The sequence below is a fragment of the Granulicatella sp. zg-ZJ genome (assembly GCF_010892355.1).
In the GTDB taxonomy this organism is placed as follows: Bacteria; Bacillota; Bacilli; order Lactobacillales; family Aerococcaceae; genus WM01.
This window is the reverse complement of sequence record NZ_WNJY01000021.1, coordinates 26,869-39,548: the sequence shown is the minus strand read 5'-3', so window position 1 is coordinate 39,548 and position 12,680 is coordinate 26,869. Positions and strand designations below refer to the sequence as shown.

General features: G+C 34.3%; 14 protein-coding genes. 5 read left to right on the top strand and 9 right to left on the bottom strand.

Annotated features, from left to right (window positions below):
• A partial coding sequence (locus GMA11_RS06790; RefSeq protein WP_163546438.1) for a transposase occupies window positions 1–404 on the top strand: 404 nt, incomplete at its 5' end.
• Between the two features lie 118 nt (window positions 405–522).
• Here the strand turns inward: GMA11_RS06790 and GMA11_RS06785 are convergent.
• Genes GMA11_RS06785 through atpB form a run of 8 tightly spaced genes read right to left on the bottom strand, consistent with a single transcriptional unit; the run spans window position 523 to window position 7,007 of the window.
• Window positions 523–963, bottom strand: coding sequence for a F0F1 ATP synthase subunit epsilon (locus tag GMA11_RS06785; RefSeq protein ID WP_370516581.1), 441 nt, complete (start codon window positions 961–963; stop codon window positions 523–525).
• A gap of 6 nt (window positions 964–969) precedes the next feature.
• Complete coding sequence (gene atpD / locus GMA11_RS06780) at window positions 970–2,448, bottom strand: F0F1 ATP synthase subunit beta (RefSeq protein WP_163546436.1); 1,479 nt, start codon at window positions 2,446–2,448, stop codon at window positions 970–972.
• Between the two features lie 24 nt (window positions 2,449–2,472).
• A complete protein-coding gene (locus tag GMA11_RS06775; protein ID WP_163546435.1) occupies window positions 2,473–3,405 on the bottom strand; it encodes a F0F1 ATP synthase subunit gamma in 933 nt (310 codons plus the stop codon).
• Window positions 3,406–3,426: 21 nt separating this feature from the next.
• Window positions 3,427–4,941, bottom strand: a complete 1,515-nt coding sequence (atpA, locus tag GMA11_RS06770) for a F0F1 ATP synthase subunit alpha (protein WP_163546434.1) — start codon at window positions 4,939–4,941, stop codon at window positions 3,427–3,429.
• A 21-nt stretch (window positions 4,942–4,962) separates the two neighbouring features.
• On the bottom strand, window positions 4,963–5,475 hold the full coding sequence (gene atpH, locus GMA11_RS06765; protein ID WP_163546433.1) for an ATP synthase F1 subunit delta: 513 nt from the start codon (window positions 5,473–5,475) through the stop codon (window positions 4,963–4,965).
• Window positions 5,476–5,991, bottom strand: a complete 516-nt coding sequence (gene atpF, locus GMA11_RS06760; RefSeq protein ID WP_163546432.1) for a F0F1 ATP synthase subunit B — start codon at window positions 5,989–5,991, stop codon at window positions 5,476–5,478. It abuts the gene before it with no gap.
• Between the two features lie 36 nt (window positions 5,992–6,027).
• Window positions 6,028–6,249: a F0F1 ATP synthase subunit C gene (atpE, locus tag GMA11_RS06755; RefSeq protein WP_163546431.1), complete on the bottom strand. Its 222-nt coding sequence runs from the start codon at window positions 6,247–6,249 to the stop codon at window positions 6,028–6,030.
• Between the two features lie 35 nt (window positions 6,250–6,284).
• The gene (atpB, locus tag GMA11_RS06750; protein ID WP_163546430.1) at window positions 6,285–7,007 is read right to left on the bottom strand and encodes a F0F1 ATP synthase subunit A; all 723 of its coding nucleotides are present in this window, start codon (window positions 7,005–7,007) and stop codon (window positions 6,285–6,287) included.
• A gap of 165 nt (window positions 7,008–7,172) precedes the next feature.
• Here atpB and GMA11_RS06745 point away from each other — a divergent pair, with 165 nt between their 5' ends.
• Together GMA11_RS06745 and GMA11_RS06740 are read left to right on the top strand one after the other, a co-directional pair.
• Entirely contained in the window at window positions 7,173–7,595 is a 423-nt protein-coding gene (locus tag GMA11_RS06745; RefSeq protein WP_163546429.1) for an HIT family protein, read from the top strand.
• A 9-nt stretch (window positions 7,596–7,604) separates the two neighbouring features.
• Window positions 7,605–7,955: a hypothetical protein gene (locus tag GMA11_RS06740; protein ID WP_163546428.1), complete on the top strand. Its 351-nt coding sequence runs from the start codon at window positions 7,605–7,607 to the stop codon at window positions 7,953–7,955.
• Window positions 7,956–7,976: 21 nt separating this feature from the next.
• Here GMA11_RS06740 and pta read toward each other — a convergent pair whose 3' ends face one another.
• Complete coding sequence (gene pta / locus GMA11_RS06735) at window positions 7,977–8,954, bottom strand: phosphate acetyltransferase (RefSeq protein ID WP_163546427.1); 978 nt, start codon at window positions 8,952–8,954, stop codon at window positions 7,977–7,979.
• A 137-nt stretch (window positions 8,955–9,091) separates the two neighbouring features.
• Between pta and GMA11_RS06730 the strand changes: the two genes are divergently transcribed.
• Entirely contained in the window at window positions 9,092–9,739 is a 648-nt protein-coding gene (locus GMA11_RS06730; RefSeq protein ID WP_163546426.1) for a CpXC domain-containing protein, read from the top strand.
• 12 nt (window positions 9,740–9,751) lie between these two features.
• The gene (locus GMA11_RS06725; protein WP_163546425.1) at window positions 9,752–12,640 is read left to right on the top strand and encodes an insulinase family protein; all 2,889 of its coding nucleotides are present in this window, start codon (window positions 9,752–9,754) and stop codon (window positions 12,638–12,640) included.
• Window positions 12,641–12,680 lie beyond the last annotated feature (40 nt).

The following is a 12,680-nucleotide window of genomic DNA, read 5'->3' as shown; positions in this document are numbered from 1 at the left end:
AATCCTTTAAAACATATCTGACACACGCACAAATCCTTGATAGATTATTAGACTATAGTCCTGTTTTAAAACAAGCATATGAGTTTGTACAAGAGTTGAGATATGCTTATAGACAGCGAGATTTTGAGTTATTTATGGAGGTTATTCATCATATTGACCCGTCATTACCAGAGTGGTTTAGAAAGAAATTTGATATTTTTAAAACCTATCAGAATGGTATTTATCAAGCTTTTACCACACCTTATTCAAACGGTATCACAGAAGCTATCAACAATCATATTAAAGTCATCAAACGGATTGCCTATGGCTATAGACGTTTTTCCTATTTTAGATTACGTATTTTAATCATACAACACCATTCTCGGTGGCAGAAAAAGAATGTGAAAAAGGTAGTGAATGGTTAATGCCATTCACTACCAACATACTCACTATTTCTCTCCACCAACACAATTTGACGAAGAGCCCACTTTTTAACTTTGGATTATTTCCTAAAATCCTTACGTATGTTCTTTATAAACATTACTATTTTCCATAACGGCTACTTACACCGATACGGTTAATTGCTTTGTTCAACGCAATTTTAGCACGGTTAAGTTTAGCCATGTCATGCAATTCTTCTGCCTCATGTAAAGCACGTTCGGCACGTTCTTTTGCACGTTCAGCACGCTCTCTATCAATATCACGTGCTCTTTCCGCTGTATCGGCAACAATATTGCATACATTATTTGAAAATTGAAGCATGCCTCCATTTACAGCAACATAATTTTCAAAACCTTTATCTTGTCTTCTTTTAATTGTTACTGGACCAATGGATAATGTTGTCACAATCGGAATATGGTTTGGTAAAATAGTCAACCCTCCGATAGGTGTTTTCACAGATACATACTGTGCCCTGTGTGTGAATACAACTCCATCAGGCGTCACAATATTGACTCTAATTAGTTTTTCTTCACTCATTATCATCACCCATTATACCATTCGACTATTTTCTAATTTTTCTAATTCTTCCGCTGTTAATTCATGTCTAGCCGGACCAGTATATCCACTTAAGACAGCTTTACGAATAACATCTTCAATACAGCCGACATTACGGAAACTATCTTCAGGAATATCATCATATTTACCATCAATGATACCTTTAAACCCTTTTACTGTTTCTGCAACGGGAACAAATGACCCCGGTTGACCTGTAAATGTTTCAGCAACATGGAAGTTTTGAGATAAGAAAAACTGAATACGTCTTGCACGATTTACAATCACTTTTTCTGTTTCAGATAATTCATCTAACCCTAAAATAGCAATGATATCTTGCAATTCACGATAACGTTGTAAAATGCGTTGTACTTCCATCGCAACCTCATAATGCTCTTGCCCAACAATTTCAGGTGTCAACGCACTTGATGTTGATGCCAATGGATCTACCGCAGGATAAATACCTAATTCTGTTAATTTTCTTTCCAAGTTTGTTGTTGCATCTAAATGAGCAAATGTCGTCGCAGGTGCTGGGTCTGTATAGTCATCTGCTGGTACATAAATAGCTTGAATAGATGTAATCGAACCATTTCTTGTTGACGTGATACGTTCTTGTAACTGCCCCATCTCTGTTGCCAATGTTGGTTGATACCCAACAGCAGAAGGCATTCTTCCTAACAACGCAGACACTTCTGAACCAGCTTGTGTGAAACGGAAAATATTATCAATAAACAAAAGAACGTCTTGTTTTTCTTCATCACGGAAATATTCAGCAAGTGTCAAACCTGTTAAAGCAACACGCATACGCGCACCCGGCGGTTCATTCATTTGTCCAAAAACCATGGCTGTTTTTTCACTAACACCAGATTCTTTCATTTCAAAATACAAATCATTTCCTTCACGTGTTCTTTCTCCAACTCCAGTAAACACAGAAATACCATTTGATTTTTCTGCAATATTATGGATTAACTCTTGAATTAAAACCGTTTTTCCTACACCGGCTCCACCGAACAAACCAATTTTCCCACCTTTTAAATACGGTGCGAGTAAATCAATGACTTTAATTCCTGTTTGTAAAATTTCATATTTACTATTTAACTCTTCATAAACAGGTGCTTTACGGTGAATTGGGTGACGTTTAAAATCTTCTGGAAAATCAGGTTGTCCATCTACTGTTTTACCTAAGACATTAAAGACACGACCGAGTGTTTCTTTTCCAACAGGTACTTTTAAGGTTTCTCCTGTATCTTCTACTTGCATGCCACGTGTTAAACCATCGGTTGATTCCATCGCAATTGTTCGAATAACACCGCCACCTAGCTCTACTGCTGTTTCTAAAACAATCTCTTTTAAGTCACCATTCGGTAATTCTTTTTTTACGATTAAAGCATTGTGGATATCCGGTACTCCGTCAGACAATGGGAACGTTACGTCAACAACTGGTCCAACAACTTGACTTATTTGTCCTATTTTCAATTTCAGTACCTCCTCTTTTATCTTTTAATTTTCTAATGCAGCAGCTCCACCAACAATTTCCGTAATCTCTTGCGTAATTGCTGTTTGACGTTGTTGATTGTATTGTTTTTTCAATTCATCAATCAATTTGGTTGCATTATCCGTCGCACTTCTCATCGCAATCATACGAGAAGCATGCTCTGATGCTTTCGCATCTATAATAGCACCATAAATTAAACTTTCTGCATATTGTGGCAATAAATTTGCCAATACAGTTGCACGAGAGGGTTCAAAAACATATTGAGTCGTCACTTTTTCCTCTTCTGGTACAACTTCATCTAAATCTATCAATGGCAACATCTGTTCAACTTGATATCTTGACATCATCGCATTTACGTGATGATTATAACAAACATATAAAGCATCAAATTCTCCTGCTTTAAACATATTTAAAGACTTAGCAATTAAACCTTGTACATCTCTTAATGACGGATGATCACTCAAACTATCTAATTGGTAATGTACAGGAATACCTTCTTTAGCAAAAAATGCCGTTGCACTTGACCCTATTGCCATTAAAACAAACTCATCATTAGATTGATGCTCCTCTTGCAACATTTGCAATGTTGAGTGGAATAAAGAACTATTATAGTTACCCGCTAAACCTTGATCAGACGAAATAACAATATAGCCTGTTTTACGAATTGGACGATCAATTAACATATCATGAAAATCAATAAAACTATTTACATAATCCACATCATCTGCATATTCTAAATCATGAATATCTGTTCTAAATGTGCTTGCTAAATGGGTTACCATTTCTCGAATTTTTTCAGAGTATGTTTTAAAATTTTTCACATACTGTTCAGCACGATTCAACTTCGCCGCCGACACCATTTGCATGGCACTTGTAATTTGTCGTGTCATTTTTGTTGAATCAATACGTTTTTTTATATCAATCAAAGAAGCTCCCACACTTGTTCACCTCTTTCTTCATCAATGCATTGCAGCTGGAACAAACGCTTCTTTATAAGACTTAATTGCATTAGATAATGCTTCTTCATCTGGCAAATTACCAGTATCTTTAATGTACGCCAACAATTCCGGTGCTTCTACATTTAAATAGTCATATAATCCTTCTTCAAAATCACGAATATCACTAATAGAAATCGCATCTAAATAACCATGTGTTAGTGCATATAAAATCACGACTTGTTTTTCTACACTAAGTGGTGCATGTTGCGATTGTTTCAATACTTCTACGGTACGTTTCCCTCTATTCAATTTACGCTGTGTAGCTGCATCTAAATCAGAACCAAACTGCGTAAACGCTTCTAATTCACGATAACTTGCCAAGTCAATACGTAATGTCCCTGCTACTTTCTTCATCGCTTTTATTTGTGCTGCTCCACCAACACGAGATACAGATAATCCCGCAGCTAACGCTGGTCTAACACCCGAAGCAAATAAGTCACGTTGTAAGAAAATTTGTCCGTCTGTAATCGAAATAACATTCGTTGGAATATACGCGGAAATATCACCTGCTTGAGTTTCAATAATTGGCAAAGCTGTCAAAGAGCCTCCACCTAATGCATCTGACAAGCGAGCTGAACGCTCTAATAATCTTGAATGCAAGTAGAAAACATCCCCTGGATATGCTTCACGACCTGGTGGACGACGTAATAATAATGATATTTCACGATATGCTGCCGCTTGTTTTGATAAATCATCATAAACAATTAACACATCTTTTCCGCTATACATAAATTCTTCACCGATAGCTGTTCCTGCATAAGGTGCAATATATAACATCGGAGCAGGTTGAGATGCACTTGCTGATACAACTGTCGTATAACTCATTGCTCCATTTTTTTCTAGTACATCAACTAATGCTTTTACTGTTGATTCTTTTTGACCAATCGCAACATAAATACATAATGTATCTTTGCCTTTTTGGTTTAAAATCGCATCAATCGCAACGGCTGTTTTTCCTGTTTGTCTATCTCCGATAATTAACTCACGTTGCCCTTTACCAATTGGCACTAAAGCATCTACAACTTTTAATCCAGTTGGCAATGATTCATTAACGGACTGACGATCCATAATTCCCGGCGCTTCAACTTCCACGGGTCTACGTTTACTCGTATGAATAGGACCTTTACCGTCAATTGGATCTCCAAGAGCATTCACAACACGACCTATCATCGCCTCACCAACTGGAACATCTAAAATTTCTCCAGTACGTTTGACCGTATCTCCCTCGTGAATATGTGTATACTCTCCCAAAATAATGATACCAACATCATTTTTTTCAAGGTTTTGTGCTACACCAACAGTGCCATTTTCAAAAATAACCATCTCATTTGACATGACATTTGTTAAACCTGTTGCTCTAGCAATTCCGTCTCCGACAAAACTGACTTCACCAATCTCGCTAATTTTATTATCTGTTTTAAACGCTCTTACTCGCTCTTTAATTGCCGCACTAATTTCAATGGCACGATTTGTCATTCTGTTTCTCACCTCAATCACTTAAAAAGTTTCTTTAAACGCTTTTAATTTTGCTAGTAACGTCGCATCCAATACAAAATCTGCCGATTTTACTTTTACACCACCAATGACGTCCTCATCAACAATCGTTGTACACGTATCTACCGACATTTTCATTTTTTTTGAAATCGCTGATACGATACTATCAATCTGTTCTTGCGTTAATGGAATAGCTGTTGTAATATCCACATGGTATTTTGCATAAATTTGTTCAAAATATTTAATGGCTCTATAAATGTAACCATATTGTGCTTCGTCAATAAAATATTGAATGAATTGACGTGTCTCTTCTTGGAAATACTGACAAATATCCTGTAACAATGCTGCCTTACTTGAATTTGTTATATTCTCACGTGTCATCATTTGCGTAAATGGCATTTCTCCACCTACACCGTCTTTAAACACTTGAAAATCATTGTAAACCTCTTCTAAATGATGTCGAGATTTTGCCAATTCATAAAGTGTTGTGACACGTTCATTGTAAACATCTCTCATCTATTTTTCCAACCCTTCAATAAACTCATCAATAAGTGCTTGATGATCTTGTTGCGTAATTTCACGTTTCAATAATTTTTCTGTTAACTCAACACTCATACCTGCAACTTGCTCTGTTAAAGACGCCATTGTTGCTTCTCTTTCATGTTCAAGTGCTTCTTGTGCCTCTTGACGAATACGAATTGTTTCTTGTCTTGCGGCACGAGAGGCATCATCTTTTATTTTTTCACCAGTCTCTTTTGCTTTCGTAATTAAATGTTGTGATTTTAATTGCGCTTCATGAATAGCTGCTTTCGCCTCTTTTTCATGAGAGATAGCCTCTTCTTCTTTTCTTTGTGCATTATCTAATTGATCATTTACTTCTTTTTCACGTTTTTCCATCATTTTCAAAATAGGACCTACAGAAAATTTACTTAAAATAAACAATAAGATAAGGAATGAAACAAGAATGACTAATGAATTCCCTAAAACAGAAGAAACACTGGTTTGTTCACTAGATAAAATGATAGAATTCATATTTTCTTTCCTTCCTACTACTTATTTGGTTTGATATTAGTACACAAATAACATCAAGAATCCAACAATAACACCTAATAAAGGAATAGCTTCAATCATACCAATACCAATAAACATTGTACTCATAATTGAACCCTTTAATTCTGGTTGACGTGTCATACTTTCAATAGCTTTTGATACAACACGGGCATTCGCTAAAGCAGAACCAAATGCTGCTAACCCCATTACAATTGCAATTGCGATAAATTTTAATTCCATTTTTTGTCATCTCCTCAATCTTTTCTATAAATCATTTAATCATGGCTATCTTCTAATTTATGACCAATATAAACCATAGATAGTGTCGTAAATACATACGCTTGAATACCTGCTACCATAACAGAGAATGCTTGCCATATAACAGTTAAAACAACTGCTGGAATAATAGTTCCCAATCCAGCTGCCAAACTCATTTGGGCAAGTAATGCGATTAAAACTTCACCTGCATAAATATTTCCATACAGACGTAAAGCCAGTGTTAACGTATTCGTAAATTCCTCTAAAATTTTTAAAGGAAGCAAAAACTTCACGGGTTCTAAATAATTTTTAGATACATATTTTTTAAACCCGAAACGTTGTATCCCTAAATAGTGACTTAATAAAATAACCATTAAGGACAAAACTAAACATACTACCGCATTAGCTGTTGGAGCATTCCAGAAAGAATATCCACCTGCTTCAACAAAAAATGGCAAGTCTAGTAAGTTAGACATTAAAATGAACAGAAACAAAGTTGTTCCAAATATGGTTAGTGGTTTGCCTGCTACTTCCCACTTCACATTATTTGTCACAATATCTTTGATAAAATTCACCAACATCTCCATTACAGTCTGGCCACGGTTTGGTCGGATTGATAGTTTTTTAGTTGTAAAATATGTAAATACAATAACACTCGCACAGGTTATAAGAGTTGATAAAACGATTGAAAATGTTATTTCAATGCCAAATAACTCAAAAATTATTGGTTTGCCGCCCATATTTTCACCTCTTTTCAATATGCTAGCATCTCTCATAAAATGAAAGGATTTTATGCGAATGGTATTATTGTATCACTACTTTGTCGATTTATCAAAATTTTTTTCGTTGTTTTTCACTTTTTTTTATGTTAGAGTGAGGGTATTAATATTTGGGGAGGAAATCTCATGACAGATTGTATATTTTGCAACATTTTAAAAGGAAATATTCCAAGTTATAAAGTATATGAAGACGACTTTGTTTTTGCCTTTTTAGACATTACACAAGTCACAAAAGGACATACTCTCATCATCCCAAAAGAGCACGTCAAAGATGTTTTTGAATGGACACCTAGTATTGCTACACATCTAGCAACAGCCATTCCTAAAGTTGCTAATGCTTTACAAAAAGCATTTCCAGATATGCAAGGATTAAATATTGTCAACAATAATAAAGAATTGGCATATCAAAGTGTTTTTCATTCACATATCCATTTAATACCACGCTACACAAATGAGGATGACTTTGCTTTAACAATGCGTTCGAATATGGACGACTACACTAGTGACATGATGCAAGAAATTGCACAAAATATTACAAATCAATTTTAAGAGGTCATTATGAAAAAACTAATAAAAGCAGCGTTATGGGTAGGCTCTTTAGCAGGCGCGTATGTTTTATTAACACCTAAACAAAAACGTGAAGAACAATTAGAGCATGCTAAAATAGCCATTGATAATATTAAACAATCAAGTAAAAGTCTTATGTCATCAGTAGGTGATGTAAAAGAACAAGTTGCCTATTTAAAAGATGATGCTGCACCTTTTTTACAGGAAACTATTCAAGATGTACAACGTCGTGTAAAACAATTTACACAAGAAAACCAGCCTCGTTTTAGACGCATTCAAGAAAAACTACAGACTTTGCAAGAAGATTTAAAAAACATGAACAAAACAGACGACCGAGCATAACGCTTGGTCGTCTTTCAATATCTATTTCAATAAACTTTGATTTGCTGTAATAATCGCTAATTTATAAACATCTTCTTCATTACAGCCACGAGATAAATCTGAAATTGGTTTGTTTAACCCTTGTAAAATAGGGCCAATAGCTTCGAATCCGCCTAAGCGTTGTGCGATTTTATAGCCAATATTTCCAGATTGAATTTCAGGGAAAACAAAAACTGTTGCTTTACCTGCAACTGATGAATCTGGTGCTTTTTGTTCAGCAACACTTGGCACAAATGCTGCATCAAACTGTAATTCCCCGTCGATATTGTATTGTGGTGCTAATGTTTTTGCAATTTGAGCAGCTTCTACAACTTTAGAAACACTCTCACCTTTAGCAGAACCTTTTGTTGAGAAACTTAACATCGCTACATTTGGTTCAATATCAAAAATTTCTGCTGTTTTTGCACTTTCAACAGCAATTTCTGCTAATTCTTGTGCTGTTGGTTCTAAGTTAATTGCACAATCACTAAATACATAACGTTCTCTATCGCCACGTATCATCACAAATGCTCCACTTGTTTTACTAATACCTGGTTTTGTTTTAATGATTTGTAGAGCAGGTCGAACAGTATCGCCCGTCGAATGAATTGCTCCAGACACTAAACCATCTACTAAGTCCATATAAACAAGCATTGTTCCAAAGTAGTTTTCATCTTCTAATAAAGTATACGCATCTTCTTTAGACACTTTCCCATTACGGCGTTCTACAAAAGCATTCACCATTTCTTCTTTTTTATCATATGTTTTTGGGTCAATAATAGTCAATCCTTGAATAGATAAACCACGTTGTGTTGCTAGTTTCGTTACTTCTTCAACATTTCCTAATAAAACAGGCTCTAATAAATTATCTGCTTTTAAGCGAACTGCTGCACCTAATACACGCACATCAACCGCTTCTGGAAAAACAATACGAATATTCTTATTGACAATTTTCCCTTTTAAACTTTCAAACAAACTCATTCTGTTCATCTCCTATGCTCTATTTCTTATACGCTATATCCTACTACTTTTTGTACAAAAAAACCAGCAAGAATATTTAATGCAACAACATTAAAATTGTGTTAAAATGTATGTATTCGTTTTACAGGAGGACTTTTATGACGGTTTTATTTAAAAAACAAGCAAATTATCCATTAACTAATCAACACAACCAAACATTTGAAGCGACATGTTACCACTATATCAATAAACAAGAGCAACCAGATATTGCCAAAGCATTGTATGAAGGAACATTATTTCAAGCCCATGATCCGCATACAAATGAAGTGACGTCATTTACATATCCTTGTTTATACGAAGATTCACAAAAGAAATTTTTAGTGTTTTTCATCCCAAATGACACAGTTGCTTTTGAAGATGTTTCAGCAACTATGTTTGAAGGTGGTACAAATGACTATTCTGATTACACACTGCGCTTTACAAACTACGTAACAGAATTTTACGAAAAAATCAATATTTTAGATAGTCAATTACTTGATACGGAAGTTGAATGTGTCAAGTTATTCACACATACACTACTACAAGAACAAAATCAATTAAAAGAAAACACACATTTATTCTTCCATGAAGAAAGTGGTAAGCCTTTTATTATGGTCTTGTCACCGAATAATCAAGCTAGAGTTGATTACAACCAAGATTTAGTCGACATAGTACATAACCGCATTGAAAACAAATTACATTTGCCAAAAGGACAATTATTTCACATCAACGGCAAATGGGCTATTGACGCCCTAGACTTAGCATAAAGGAGAAAATATATGAGTTTTCATTTAAAAGAACGTATCAATTTACCCGACATCAATAGTATCGGTTTCTTATATGAACATGATAAAACAAAAGCTAGAGTTGCCTATGTTCAAAATGAGGAAAAAAATAAAACTTTTTCTATTTCATTTATGACAATCCCATACGATGATAATGGAATCGCGCATATTTTGGAGCATTCTGTTTTATGCGGCTCTAAAAAATACCCTACAAAAGAACCATTTGTCGAATTAGCAAAAGGATCATTAAACACATTTTTAAATGCAATGACTTTCTCAGACAAAACAATGTATCCTGTTTCTTCTGAAAATGATAAAGATTTTACAAATTTAATGGACGTTTATTTGGACGCTGTCTTTTTCCCTAGATTGATTGATAATCCGTATATTTTAAAACAAGAAGGTTGGCACTATCACTTAGAAAAACCAGAAGATGATTTGATTTATAAAGGTGTCGTTTACAACGAAATGAAAGGTGCTTTTTCAGATCCTGAACAAGTAATCTATAGAGAAATTGATGCGAGATTATTCCCAGACACACTTTGTCAGCATGAGTCTGGAGGCCATCCTCTTTCGATTCCAACATTAACACAAGATGCATTCGTTGATTTTCATAGTACTTATTATCATCCAAGTAACTCATATACATTCTTATATGGAGCTATGGATATTGAGGAAAAACTTGCTCATTTGGATACGTATTTTAATCAATTTGATTATAAAGACATTGTGAAACCTTTTATTGACCAAAAACCATTTGAATCAATAAAAGAAGAAATTATTTCTTATTCGATTGAAGAGGATGAAACAGAAGAAAACAAAACATTCTTATCTATGAATTTCGCGATTGGACAAAGTGCCGATAGCAAAATGTATTTACAAATGACAATTTTATCAGATATTTTATTAGGTGCTTTAGGCTCTAATGCCGCCCCATTAAAAAAAGCACTGTTACAATCTGGTATTACATCTGACGTTTCCAGTTGGTATGCGGCACCATCTCATTTATCAAATTTGAGCATTCTCTTAAAAAATAGTGACATCAAACATGCTGATACTTTCAAGCGTATTGTTTTTGATACATTAAACGATATTGTAGAAAATGGTTTGGAACAAAAACTGGTTACTGCTGCCATTAACAAAGCACGATTTATGCTATTGGAAGGCAATGTGGAAGGCGCTGCGGCAAAAGGTGTTGTACGTGCTATTAACGCTATGGAATCATGGTTGTATAATGATAATCCATTTAGTTACTTTGCATTTACAAAAGACTTAGATGACATCGAAAAAAATCCAAAAATTCTTATTGATTTAGTTCGTAAGTATCTATTAAATAATACGCATATTTTGATGTTACACGCTATTCCACAAAAGAATTTGAACAAACAAACATTCGAGAAAGTACATCAAGACTTGCAATTATATAAAAACTCTTTGACAAAAGATGACATTGATACTTTAGTAAAAGAAACACAAACATTATTGCACATTCAACAAACAGACGATACAAAAGAAGATTTAGAAAAATTACCACTACTATCTTTAGAAGATTTAAACGAAACAGCAAGTGACTATCCTCTTATCGTTGATAAACAAGACACAGTAACTTATTTAACATATAAAACATTTACTGGAAATATTGATTATTTTAACTTTTTCTTTGATATATCGCATATTCAACACAGTGATTATACTTACGTTGGGTTAATCGTTCGATTATTGGAACATCTTGGTACAAGTAACTATTCTGTTGAAGCATTATCTACTGAAATTGATAGCTATACGGGCGGTGTTTCCTTCAATACAAGTGCCTATACAAAAGGTGACGTATCTATCCCAATTTTAACAGTGAGTGGTAAAGCATTCTCTGAATATACACCAACATTACTAACTTTATTAAAAGATATTTTACTACACACACAATTTACAGATAGACAAAAATTAAAAGAAGAATTATTAAAAATCAAATCTCGTATCGAATCAAATCAATTCTTTGGCACAAGCCATGTAGTAGCGTTTAATCGTTTAACAAGCTATTACAGTTCAAAAGCTGCTTATGGACAATTTACAGGTGGTATTGATTTCTATCGTTTTATTGCCGATATATTGGAAGATTTTGACGAACAAGCTTCAACACTTATTCAAAATCTGCAACGTGTTTATGCTCAATTATTTAACCAACATAAATTAACCATTGGTTATACAGGTGCATCAACCTCTATCCAAGACACGATAAAACCATTTCTAACAAATTTACCAAATACACCATTAGAAAGTGTTCCTTTCATTGAACCATTTGGTATTTTAAATGAAGGATTTGCTTTATCCCAAGACGTTCAATACGTCGGACAAGGTTACAATGTTGCCTTAGATGGATTATCCTTTACAGGTCACTTACTCGTGCTTAAAACACTTCTATCGTTTACATACTTATGGAATACTGTTCGTGTACAAGGTGGAGCCTACGGCGCATTTACTATTTTGGATAAAGAAGGTAGTTTCTTATTTATGTCTTACCGCGATCCAAATGTGCTTAAAACAATACAAGCCTATGAGAAAGCACCAGAATTTATTGAAACATTAGCATTAGATAATCGTGAACTTACGAAATATATTATTGGAACAATCGGCTCATTAGATACACCCCTATCCGAAAATGAAAAAGGATTAGTAGCATTCAATCGCTATTTAAAAAATATTACATTAGAAGATGTTCAAAAAGAGCGTTCACAAGTACTACATACAACAATTGAAGATTTAAGACAATTAGCAACATATGTTGAAAAAGCAATGTCACATAAAGCACGATGCGTTGTTGGAAGCAAGCAATCGTTAGAAGAAAATAAAGAATTATTTGACTCTATTATCCCACTGATTAAGTAAGGTTTTATACCATTATTTCAAAGCTGACTTAAAAGTAAAA

Excerpts from the sequence above, each read along its gene's own strand:
- GMA11_RS06785 (WP_370516581.1), bottom strand. The coding sequence starts at position 963 with ATGATAATGAGTGAAGAAAAACTAATTAGAGTCAATATTGTGACGCCT.
- atpA (WP_163546434.1), bottom strand. The coding sequence starts at position 4,941 with ATGACAAATCGTGCCATTGAAATTAGTGCGGCAATTAAAGAGCGAGTA.
- atpH (WP_163546433.1), bottom strand. The coding sequence starts at position 5,475 with ATGAGAGATGTTTACAATGAACGTGTCACAACACTTTATGAATTGGCA.
- atpF (WP_163546432.1), bottom strand. The coding sequence starts at position 5,991 with ATGAATTCTATCATTTTATCTAGTGAACAAACCAGTGTTTCTTCTGTT.
- atpE (WP_163546431.1), bottom strand. The coding sequence starts at position 6,249 with ATGGAATTAAAATTTATCGCAATTGCAATTGTAATGGGGTTAGCAGCA.
- atpB (WP_163546430.1), bottom strand. The coding sequence starts at position 7,007 with ATGGGCGGCAAACCAATAATTTTTGAGTTATTTGGCATTGAAATAACA.
- GMA11_RS06745 (WP_163546429.1), top strand. The coding sequence starts at position 7,173 with ATGACAGATTGTATATTTTGCAACATTTTAAAAGGAAATATTCCAAGT.
- GMA11_RS06740 (WP_163546428.1), top strand. The coding sequence starts at position 7,605 with ATGAAAAAACTAATAAAAGCAGCGTTATGGGTAGGCTCTTTAGCAGGC.
- pta (WP_163546427.1), bottom strand. The coding sequence starts at position 8,954 with ATGAGTTTGTTTGAAAGTTTAAAAGGGAAAATTGTCAATAAGAATATT.
- GMA11_RS06730 (WP_163546426.1), top strand. The coding sequence starts at position 9,092 with ATGACGGTTTTATTTAAAAAACAAGCAAATTATCCATTAACTAATCAA.
- GMA11_RS06725 (WP_163546425.1), top strand. The coding sequence starts at position 9,752 with ATGAGTTTTCATTTAAAAGAACGTATCAATTTACCCGACATCAATAGT.